General features: G+C 38.3%; 10 protein-coding genes and 1 pseudogene. 7 read left to right on the forward strand and 4 right to left on the reverse strand.

What is annotated here, in order from left to right; genetic code table 11:
* Window positions 1-23: 23 nt before the first annotated feature.
* Complete coding sequence (locus B5D11_RS10090; RefSeq protein ID WP_078682913.1) at window positions 24-962, reverse strand: ImmA/IrrE family metallo-endopeptidase; 939 nt, start codon at window positions 960-962, stop codon at window positions 24-26.
* Window positions 937-1,548, reverse strand: coding sequence for a helix-turn-helix domain-containing protein (locus B5D11_RS10095; protein WP_143327696.1), 612 nt, complete (start codon window positions 1,546-1,548; stop codon window positions 937-939). The genes B5D11_RS10090 and B5D11_RS10095 overlap by 26 nt, the downstream gene beginning before the upstream one ends.
* A 102-nt stretch (window positions 1,549-1,650) precedes the next feature.
* On the opposite strand from B5D11_RS10095, the gene B5D11_RS10100 reads away from it, so the two are divergent.
* The 7 genes and pseudogenes from B5D11_RS10100 (at window position 1,651) to B5D11_RS10130 (ending at window position 7,774) form a co-directional block, all read left to right on the forward strand.
* The gene (locus B5D11_RS10100; protein ID WP_078682915.1) at window positions 1,651-1,857 is read left to right on the forward strand and encodes a helix-turn-helix transcriptional regulator; all 207 of its coding nucleotides are present in this window, start codon (window positions 1,651-1,653) and stop codon (window positions 1,855-1,857) included.
* Window positions 1,858-2,016: 159 nt separating this feature from the next.
* The gene (locus B5D11_RS10105) at window positions 2,017-2,382 is read left to right on the forward strand and encodes a hypothetical protein (protein WP_143327697.1); all 366 of its coding nucleotides are present in this window, start codon (window positions 2,017-2,019) and stop codon (window positions 2,380-2,382) included.
* Window positions 2,379-3,704, forward strand: coding sequence for a DEAD/DEAH box helicase (locus B5D11_RS10110; RefSeq protein ID WP_078682917.1), 1,326 nt, complete (start codon window positions 2,379-2,381; stop codon window positions 3,702-3,704). The genes B5D11_RS10105 and B5D11_RS10110 overlap by 4 nt, the downstream gene beginning before the upstream one ends.
* 5 nt (window positions 3,705-3,709) lie before the next feature.
* A complete protein-coding gene (locus tag B5D11_RS10115; RefSeq protein ID WP_078682918.1) occupies window positions 3,710-4,123 on the forward strand; it encodes a gp33 family protein in 414 nt (137 codons plus the stop codon).
* A gap of 107 nt (window positions 4,124-4,230) precedes the next feature.
* Window positions 4,231-4,983: pseudogene (locus tag B5D11_RS13040) on the forward strand (hypothetical protein).
* Window positions 4,984-5,040: 57 nt separating this feature from the next.
* Entirely contained in the window at window positions 5,041-6,963 is a 1,923-nt protein-coding gene (locus B5D11_RS10125; RefSeq protein ID WP_078682919.1) for a bifunctional 3'-5' exonuclease/DNA polymerase, read from the forward strand.
* A gap of 4 nt (window positions 6,964-6,967) precedes the next feature.
* Window positions 6,968-7,774 carry a phage antirepressor gene (locus B5D11_RS10130; RefSeq protein WP_078682920.1) on the forward strand — a complete coding sequence of 269 codons (807 nt, stop codon included), beginning with the start codon at window positions 6,968-6,970 and terminating at the stop codon, window positions 7,772-7,774.
* Here B5D11_RS10130 and istB read toward each other — a convergent pair.
* Both istB and istA read right to left on the reverse strand, forming a co-directional pair.
* Entirely contained in the window at window positions 7,768-8,532 is a 765-nt protein-coding gene (istB, locus tag B5D11_RS10135) for an IS21-like element helper ATPase IstB (RefSeq protein WP_078682921.1), read from the reverse strand. The genes B5D11_RS10130 and istB overlap by 7 nt on opposite strands.
* A 14-nt stretch (window positions 8,533-8,546) precedes the next feature.
* Window positions 8,547-9,743 (reverse strand): IS21 family transposase, encoded by a 1,197-nt coding sequence (istA, locus tag B5D11_RS10140; RefSeq protein WP_078682923.1) that lies wholly within the window; start codon window positions 9,741-9,743, stop codon window positions 8,547-8,549.
* Between the last annotated feature and the right edge of the window lie 98 nt (window positions 9,744-9,841).

The raw sequence follows: 9,841 nt of genomic DNA on the forward strand, positions 1-9,841 counted from the left end.
TAGCAAATTGCTGGGCGGGACTATTATGTACATTCGCATTCCTCAAAACAAAACCCTTGTCTTATTCTGAAAACTCTGCCACCACAAATTTCACAGAAAGCGGCTTCCTTTATATTCACGTGACCGCAGGGGCTTGGAATGGTATATGAATTTGGCTTGAGAGGACTACCACATGCAATACAGAAATTAGACCGTTCTGTAACTCCAAATTCATTACCACAGAAACGGCATGCATTACGAACCTTGGCAAACGATGGCTTTGGTTTTGCTAATAAAGGTTTAGGAGTATTTTGGGTAAGAAACTTTGGAAATTCAAACCAGTTATAATCTTGGCATACAGTTACTTCCTTCAAATACTCGCTGAAACGGCTAATTGTATATGTGGCGTTTGCTGGAATAAAAGAATAGTTTTCTGTAGCTTTTTTATACCTACTTTGTGCACCTTTGTCAGATAACCTGCAGAGCAGCGAAATATCTTCTTCGTCTACAATGTCGATATAACGCATCAACCATTTGGATGCGAGAACTTCGCCTGCGAAAATATCAGCTTCAAATTCTAAATTGTTATATTCCTCTTGGGTTAAGTATTCAGTCGTTATTGCTGTTTTTTTAAGATCCTGCAAATGGTTTAAGTAAATGTGTCCTATTTCATGAAAAACAGTCCAGCGAATACGACCATCTACCATATCTGCGTTATTACTGATAATAATATTGTACTGATCTCTTGCAATATCATACATAGCAAGTCCGTCTTTACTGTGCATGATGTGGGTTTCTACATATTCTACACTCACACCAAGCTCATATGCCAATTGGTGAGTGTATTTAAGTTTCCATTTAGGTGTTCTATAAATTATCTCATATGGATCTACGGGAAGCCAACGTATATTATAGTCATACATAAATCGATGCGCCATCTGAAAAGCAAAAAGTGCATCAGGGATTTTGTTTATTGAACGCATCCGGGTATAATGACTCCATTACTTTTCTTAGTTTGTTAAGTTCCTCGTCGGATAATTCGGCTCCCGCTTTTACAATGGCTCTTAAATCTGGGTTTTCAATAAAATCTGCGATTAATTTTGTGTTATCTGCATCACGAAAGGCTTCTTGTGTTTTTATTAAAGCTTCATCATCAATACATAGTTTCCCGTCGACAGTACGTGCAACAGCACGTAGGTCGGCGGGTTTATTTGTATTGGCTCTTTCAATACGCAGTTTGTTAATTGCTACCTCCAACTGTTCTTTTTTTTGTATATCTAGTAATGCTTTTAAAGGGATATCGAGTACCACAGCAATTTTTGCAAGCATATCGGGGGACGGTTCCCTTGCTCCGCTTTCAATATAGTCAATATATGATTTTGAAATATCTGCTTGCTCAGAAAGTACGCGAACAGACATTTTTTTCTCCTTGCGTATACTGCGGATGTATTGTCCAAGCTTAAGGCCCATTTTATTCTCACCACCTTCAAAATTACTACCTTCAGTAATAATTATATCAAATTTACTACTAAAAGTAAACAGAAAAATTAAGAGCGCAAGAGCTTTCAATAGGAAACAAGAGAAAATTGCCAATAAAATGACCACAATAAGTAAATATAACTATTGTAGATGACCACAAATAGTAGTAATATAGAAATCGGAGGTGAGGTTATGAACAATGTTAAACATTTCAGGAAGATGCGAAACTTAACCCGCAAACAACTTGCTGCATTAATAGGGCTATCGCCTTCCTATATCTACTTTATAGAAACGGATCAACGCAATCCGACCATCTCAGTTGCCATCAAAATTGCAGAAGCTTTAAATGAATCATTGGATACATTGTTCCCCTCAAAAAAACATCATAATTATGAGTAATATTTTACAACAATATTTTCCTTTATTCAATTATTAAACGAGGTGGGACGATGAAATGCAATAAAAAGTATTTTTACATTTACTAGTCAGTGGATATAAAAATTATCTCCGGACTATTTAGGATTTTTTCAAATAAATCAATAGATCAATTTGTTATTCATGAAAGAAAGGAAAATCAAAATGTATGCTACCTATGAAAACGGCAGGATAGTAATTTATGATGCCTACCTTTATCGGGAAGTAATAAAAGAAATTCAGGAGAGATACTGGGATCCGGTGCGCAAAGTTTGGATTGTACCCTTCAATGCAGAAAGTGTATCGACTCTTAGAATAATCGGATGTGAGTTCAAGGGGGTGCTTATTGATATGGTTTCAAGTCTTATAGAGAATAATGACAAACTAGAATTGCCAGTTGAAGCCATAGAACCAATGCCTATCAAAGTGAAGCCTTATCAGCACCAGGTACAGGCATATAACTTTATAGGAAATCTCCTAGGTTTCTTTACTGCAGGTGGTTCTACATGATTAGGGTTAGTGGGGCAGCGCTTCTAATGGAAATGGGGACGGGCAAAACCCTTACCACAATCGCTTTACTTGGCAGGGCGTTTCTAAACGGGCTTATATGCCGGGCGCTTATAGTAGCACCGCTGTCGGTAGCAAATGTCTGGGCAGAAGAATTTGAGAAGTTTGCAGCCTTCGACTATGTGCTGGCAGTACTGGAGGGAGACAGCGGCAAAAAGGCTGATACCCTAAGACACATGACGGGAACAGGGCTGCAGGTGGTGGTGCTGAATTATGAAAGCACCTGGCGGCTTGAGGAGGAACTGAAGAAATGGAAACCGGACGTAATAGTTTGCGACGAATCCAACCGTATCAAAAACCCCAACGCCAAGCAGTCGAAGGCCCTGCACCGGTTGGCAAAACAGGCAAAATATAGGCTGATTCTCACTGGAACGCCAATCCAGAACAATCCACTAGACTTCTTCAGCCAGTACAAGGTGCTGGATGAGAGCATTTTTGGCCCAAGCTATTATGCTTTTCGTTCAAGGTATGCCACAATGGGCGGCTATGGAAACCATCAAATTGTTGGATATAAAAATTTACAAGAACTGGTTCAGAAGGCCCACTCGGTAGCTTACCGGGTGACTAAGGAAGAAGCGCTGGACTTGCCAGAAATGGTAGATGAAGTAAGGTATGTGACCCTTGACCCGCAGGGCATGAAAATCTATGAAAGCTTGGAAACCTCATCATATGCAGAACTGCTAAAAGGTGAGGTGGTTGTTAGAAACATCCTTACACAGTTGCTTCGCCTGCAGCAGGTAACAGGCGGCTTTATTCGCGATGATAAGGGTGGTCCGGTGCAGCAGGTATCAAAGGCAAAACTTATGACTCTTGAGGAAATCATCGATGATGTGTTGGGTGAGGGTAAAAAACTGGTAATTTTTGCGAGATTTGTACCTGAAATTGATGCTATATCTAAATTGCTTGCGGAAAAGGGTATTAGGCACTCAGTAATATCGGGAGAGATAAAAAACCGTTCAGAGCAGGTGCAGCAGTTTCAAGAAAACCCGGAAGTTAAGGTGTTTGTGGGTCAAATACAAACAACAGGACTTGGATTGACACTCACAGCAGCCAATACAGCAATTTTTTACAGCATGGACTTCAACTATGCAAACTATTCTCAGGCTCGGGCCCGCATCCACAGAATCGGACAACGCAACACTTGTACATATATTCATCTAGTAGCTAAGGACACAATTGATGAAAAAGTCTTAAAAACTCTACAGCGTAAGGAAGATGTCGCCAAGTTACTAGTCGATAACTGGCATACTTTCTTCAGGAGGTAAGATATATGCAAAACGATATGTTTGAACTAGCTGACAGGCTAAAAAGCCTTAAAGAAAGCAAAAAGGAAGCAGAAGATGCACTCAAGGTCATCAATGCTGAGATTGAGCAGGTGGAACATAAGCTGGTGGAGATGATGGTAAATGAAGAGACACAATCCTTCAACAGATCGGGGACTACATTTTATCTAACTACCAAAATATATGCATCAGCGATAGGGGCTAGCAAGGAACAGCTGCATGAAGCATTGAGGCAGAACGGATATGGTTCATTGATCTATGAAACAGTCAATGCAAACTCTCTGTCGGCATTTGTTAAAGAACAGATTGCTGAGAATGGGGACGAACTTCCGGACTGGTTGAAAGGCCTTGTGAATGTTTTCGAAAAAACAACAGTAACTGTGCGGAAAGCAGCAAGGTAAATAAGTTCAGAGTGCAATGTTCACGGAATAACGGTTCTAAGATCAAAGTTTCAAAGAACAATGATATAGATTACATTTCAAATTCATATTTACGGAGGTATAAAAGCATGAAAAACAATGAACTTGTAACTATTAGCGAAAATGCAGGTTTTCTTCAGCTCGCTGATTTCAATCTAAACCAGGCAATGGCATCAGAACTTGATGGTCTTGATTTGACTTTTGAACGCATAAAAATTCCTTCTGCAGGCAGCACAGTATTTGAAGTGCCTGGTGAGAATCCAGGAGAACCGGATAATGTCAAAGAATTTTCAGCGGTAATTCTTTATCATCATCCACTTTATGCATACTACAAGGACAAGTATACCGGAGGTAGTAACCCACCGGATTGCGGAAGCTTTGATGGTATAACCGGTGAAGGAGACCCCGGAGGAAGCTGTGCCAAATGTCCATATAATCAGTTCGGTTCGGGGAAAAACGGCAGCAAAGCCTGAAAGAACCGCCGCAGGATATATGTACTACGTGAAGGGGAGATCTTCCCGTTGATACTTTCTTTGCCTACTGGATCGTTGAAAGAGTTCTCCCGCTACATCAAAAGGCTGCTTTCTAAAGGCAAAAAATCAAACAGCGTTGTTACCCGCTTTTCTTTGAAAAAGGCGACTAACTCAAGCGGTATCACCTATTCACAGGCTCAGTTTGCTGTAGATCGGGATTTGACCGCTGACGAATATGCGTTGATATCCAATCTTTCTGAGCAGGTCAAAGCATTCAGTACCCGAGTTGGCCATGATACTGAACCTGCCAGTGAAGAGGCAATAAATGTAGACCCTGAATCAGGTGAAATTACTGAGCCGCTTAAGTGATCAAAGGCTCTATCGGAGAGTAACTTCCATCTCCGATAGGGCGGAAAGGAGAACCGCATGGGATACAAATGTGTTTATATGCTGTCTGAAATAAAAGAGTATCTGAAAAACACTGTCCTATTTGCTTTCGATTTTGAAACCTCGCCTTGCGATAAATGGAGGAACGATAAAAGTGCAGCTCTGGATGCTCATAAAGCAGATATTACAGGGATCAGTTTTTCAGTATCAGAAGGGACTGCTATATATGTTCCACTTAAACATCGTAGCGGGCGAAATGCAGAGAACCAGGCGGCAATATGGGATTATCTGAAATTACTATTCGAATCAAAAGATGTAATAAAAGTTGCTCATAATCTGGCTTTTGAGTCTATGTTCCTTTACGCAAGAGGTATCGTCCTTCAAAAGCCTTGCTATGACACGATTGCAGCATCACAACTTACATTAAAAAGCAAGTGGGAGTTCAGAAGTCTTGCTGACAGCGGACTTAAAACGCTTGCGCCTGCACTCTGCAAAGCAGAAATGACAGAATTCTCAACGGTTACTGAAGGTCGGTTTTTCGATGAATTGAACCCTCAGGATGAGAAGACTGTCCGCTACGCTTGTGCTGACAGCGACTACACTCTTCGCTTGTATCATGTTTTCAATCAGTGGTTTGATAGATTTTTACCCAAACACAGAACTATTGTGGAAGAGGTAGAATCGCCTACATCAGTATATGTCGGGATAATGAAGTATAACGGCATATTGGTGGATAAGTCAGCCATGCTGAAGAAACAAGCGGAAGCCGCAGAAAAGATTGTCAGTATCAGAAAAGAGATTGCCGGAATTATCGGCAATGTAGAGATTGGGGCAAATGCTTCAACTTCAGCATTTAAAAAATATCTTTTTGTGGATCTCGGTCTTCCGGTAATGAAAACGACCGCAAAACATCAGGAAGCTGCCGATGATGAAACCATGATCCTATTAAAAGAATGGTGTGAATCCTACAGGCCTGAACTTGCTCGCTTATTTGATCTGGTGCAAGAGTACCGCAAGTGGGGAAAACTCAAATCCACCTATATAGACGGGTATCTTCGATTTATTGATGAGGATACCGGCAGGATTCATCCGGACCTTATGCCACTGGGGACAGAGACAGGCAGATTTGCGTCAAGAAACCCGAATATGCAGAATTGCCCGCAGAAAGATAATGACCCAATAGGCGTACGGAAATTTATCATTTCGCCAGCCGGAAAGGTTCTTTTATCCCTTGACTTTTCACAGATAGAACTGCGCGTCGGAGCATTTTATTGCAGGGACAAACGTATGCTGGAAACCTATCGTACAGGCGGTGATATCCATGCGCAGACCACTTCTGTAATTTACCGCATTCCTTTTGAGGAGGCAGCAGACAAAAATGCTCCACATTATAAAGAGCGCAGAACAATCGCAAAGAACTGCAATTTCGGTGTGTTCTATGGACTATTTCCTACTGGTTTACAGAGGACACTAAAATTTAAAGCAGGCCTGAACCCAACTTTGGCCGAATGTGAGACCATCATTCAAAACTTGAAGGCCGGATATCCTGGTCTTGCCCGGTGGCAGGATGAAGTTAAAAAGCGGACTGCTGTAAGCTGCTATACAGAAACATGGCTGGGCAGGCGAAGGTACCTGCTGGGAATTCGGTCATCAGATTGGGGCAAGAAGTCCTTTGCCGAGCGGTGCGCATTAAATACACCTATTCAAGGTACAGCGGCAGATATTCTAAAGCTTGCCTGTGGGCGCATCATCAGTGGACTTCCCGAAAGGCTCTGGCTGAAACCTATACTGCAGATACATGACGAGCTGGTTTTTGAATTACCGGAAGACAAGGCGGACGAAGCAGTTGTTTTTATAAAAGAGTGTATGGAAACGCAACCCTTCCCTGAATTTGATGTACCTATTGTTGCAGAGGCCTCGGTAGGGAGAAATTTTGGAGAAATGAAAGAAATGGAGGATTGATGTTATGAATAACTTACAGGTTTTTAAGGATACAGAATTTGGAGAACTTAAAGTACTCGTTATTGATGGAAAGGAATACTTCCCTGCAACGGATTGTGCAAGGATGCTGGGATACTCAGATCCTTATGATGCAATTAACAGACATACAAAGGGGTCGGTGAAACACCGAGTCCTTACGAGCGGCGGTGAGCAGGAAATTAAATTCATTCCGGAAGGAGACCTTTTCAGATTAATAGTTAAATCAAAACTTCCTGCTGCTGAACGCTTTGAAAGATGGGTCTTTGATGAAGTGCTGCCCACGATCAGAAAATATGGAGTTTATGCTACAGATAAAGTTATCGAAGAGATGATTTCTAATCCGGAGTATGGCATCAGGATTTTCTCTGAACTAAAGGCAGAACGCGACAGACGGAAAGCTTTAGAAATAGAGAATGCAAAGAATAAACAGATTATCAGTGAGTTGAAGCCCAAAGCGAGCTATTATGATCTCATATTGCAAAATAAAAGCCTTGTGCCGATCAGCAAGATTGCCAAGGATTACGGAATGTCTGGCCGCGCTTTCAATAAGCTGCTTCATGATCTTGGAGTACAGTACAAAATGGGAAACTGCTGGCTTTTATATCAGGAGTACGCCGATCAAGGATACACGCAGTCCAAGACCCACGCTATTGATGCAGAAAGAAGCGTAATGCACACATATTGGACACAAAAAGGAAGGCTATTTATCTATGACCTTCTTAAAAATGTAAATGTCAATATAATTTTGTACGAAAAGTGGAAAATTATTTTGTACAAAAAAGAGAATCAATAATTTTCAGAAGAACTGTCTAAATAGTTAATTTTTGACTGAAGTCTATATGAAGGCCCTTTAATTGAAATAACATGAGAATGATGTAATAATCTATCTAGTATAGCATGAGCTATAGTAGCTGAACCAAATATTTCACCCCAACTAGAAAAAGGTGCATTAGTAGTTATTATAGTACAATGACGTTCATATCTTTTAGATATTAGTTGAAAAAATAAGTTAGCAGCATCATTATCTATTGGTAAATACCCTATTTCATCTATTATTAATACTTTATACTTAGAGTAATGCTTTAGTCTGGTTTCTAAACGATTCTCTGCTAAAGCTTTTTTAAGTTGTGCAATTAACTCTTGAAAATGAATAAAGTATGTAGAGTATCTATGCTTTGCACACTCTATTCCTAAGGAAGTAGCAAGATGAGTCTTGCCAACCCCAGGAGTTCCAACAAAAAGTATGTTTTCATTATTTTCAATAAATCTTAAACTTTTTAAGTCAAGAATTTGTTGTTTGTTTATACTAGGTTGAAAATCAAAATCAAAGTCATCAATTTCTTTTAAGAAAGGAAAATTAGCTACTTTTACACAAGCAAGTTTTGCTTTCTCTTGTTTTGATTTTATTTCTAAATTGCTTAGTTCATACAAAGCATCTATAATACTTTTTTCTCCTGATGTCATCAAATCTAAGTAGGTATCTATATTATTCTTAATATTATTTAAACCAAGACCTTCTAAGTTATTTAAAAGTTTAACGTAGTTACTCATATTACCTCCTATGTTCATATTAATTTATCTAGTTCACTAAGATTATTTAAACATACGGTTTCTAATTCATCTTTATTTTTAATAACTTTATTTAGTAGTTCTTTATAGTCATTAGGTGCATAATTAATTTTTTTATCATTTATTTTGTGTACAGAAATTAAATCTGTGTTAAAATATATGTGTAACTCATTTTCTATTCTTTTAAGAGTTACTTCTTTATCTATATATTTGGGTGGAACAGAGTATTTATTTCCTTTGTAATGTACTAGAGAGTCTTTATGAACTTTAGCTGTCAACTCATAGTTCATATAGCTTTCTATGATACGATTACATGGTAATGGAGATAAATACTCCTTTTCTTTTTGAAATAGTAGTATAGGTGGAACACCTGTAGCTTGATTTGGTTGTTGATTAACTTTTGAATTAATAGCTTTTATTATTTCTATTAAATCTTTTTCAGTCTTAAATTCATAATTGTATGGTAATAGCCAATCTATAAATTTATTTGCAGCTTCTACTTTTCCTTTAGTATAAGAGTGTCGTGGTTTACATAAGCGTATTTTAAATCCGAAATCATCTGCAAATGCTTTTAATTTATTATTTATTTTCCTCCCTTCTGGTGTAATATTTACAACTGTTTTCATATTGTCAAAAAGTATTTCCTTAGGTACACCTCCTGTAGCTTTAAATGCTGATATTAAACACTCTATAACATTTTGTTGAGTTTTAGATTTTCTATATTCAAAGTAACAGTATCTTGAATTACCAAGTTTATAGTTAAATACATTAACAATAAATTCTTCACCATATTTAGAAATTAGTTTTAGATCTTCCTTCCAGTCTACTTGAGCTTGCCCACCTGGTGGAGTTTCAAATCGTGGATGACACTTTGTTTTCTTAGAAGGTTTTAATCCTTTCTTATTTACATACTTAACAAAGTTGGAATATGTTCCTATATCGTAATTATTATTTAAAAAATACTCATAAACACCTTTTACAGTAACTCCTTTTATGAAAAGTTTAGCTTTTATTTCGTCATAATACTTATCTAATTTACTTCCTTTATTTCTCACTTTAGATTTTCCCTCATATCCTTCATAGTATTTTTTTACAGTTCTTCTGTCTAAACCATATTCTCTACCTAGTTGAGAAAAATTAGGTTTAATATTCATTGCCTTAATTATGTTAATTTGCCCCATTAAATTTGTCATCATTGATATCCCTCCCCATAGAAGGATACCAAATTCATGTACAAAATTGTACATTTTTATTTTCCACTTTTTGTGCATTTTTATTTTATCATTTACAT

Origin of the sequence: Clostridium sp. USBA 49 (genome assembly GCF_900167505.1) — a bacterium.
GTDB lineage: Bacteria > Bacillota > Clostridia > Clostridiales > Clostridiaceae > Clostridium_AT > Clostridium_AT prolinivorans.

Coding starts and splice junctions, on each gene's coding strand:
- B5D11_RS10105 (WP_143327697.1), top strand. CDS start 2,017: ATGAAAGAAAGGAAAATCAAAATGTATGCTACCTATGAAAACGGCAGG.
- B5D11_RS10130 (WP_078682920.1), top strand. CDS start 6,968: ATGAATAACTTACAGGTTTTTAAGGATACAGAATTTGGAGAACTTAAA.
- B5D11_RS10110 (WP_078682917.1), top strand. CDS start 2,379: ATGATTAGGGTTAGTGGGGCAGCGCTTCTAATGGAAATGGGGACGGGC.
- istB (WP_078682921.1), bottom strand. CDS start 8,532: ATGAGTAACTACGTTAAACTTTTAAATAACTTAGAAGGTCTTGGTTTA.
- B5D11_RS10100 (WP_078682915.1), top strand. CDS start 1,651: ATGAACAATGTTAAACATTTCAGGAAGATGCGAAACTTAACCCGCAAA.
- istA (WP_078682923.1), bottom strand. CDS start 9,743: ATGACAAATTTAATGGGGCAAATTAACATAATTAAGGCAATGAATATT.
- B5D11_RS10125 (WP_078682919.1), top strand. CDS start 5,041: ATGGGATACAAATGTGTTTATATGCTGTCTGAAATAAAAGAGTATCTG.
- B5D11_RS10090 (WP_078682913.1), bottom strand. CDS start 962: ATGCGTTCAATAAACAAAATCCCTGATGCACTTTTTGCTTTTCAGATG.
- B5D11_RS10115 (WP_078682918.1), top strand. CDS start 3,710: ATGCAAAACGATATGTTTGAACTAGCTGACAGGCTAAAAAGCCTTAAA.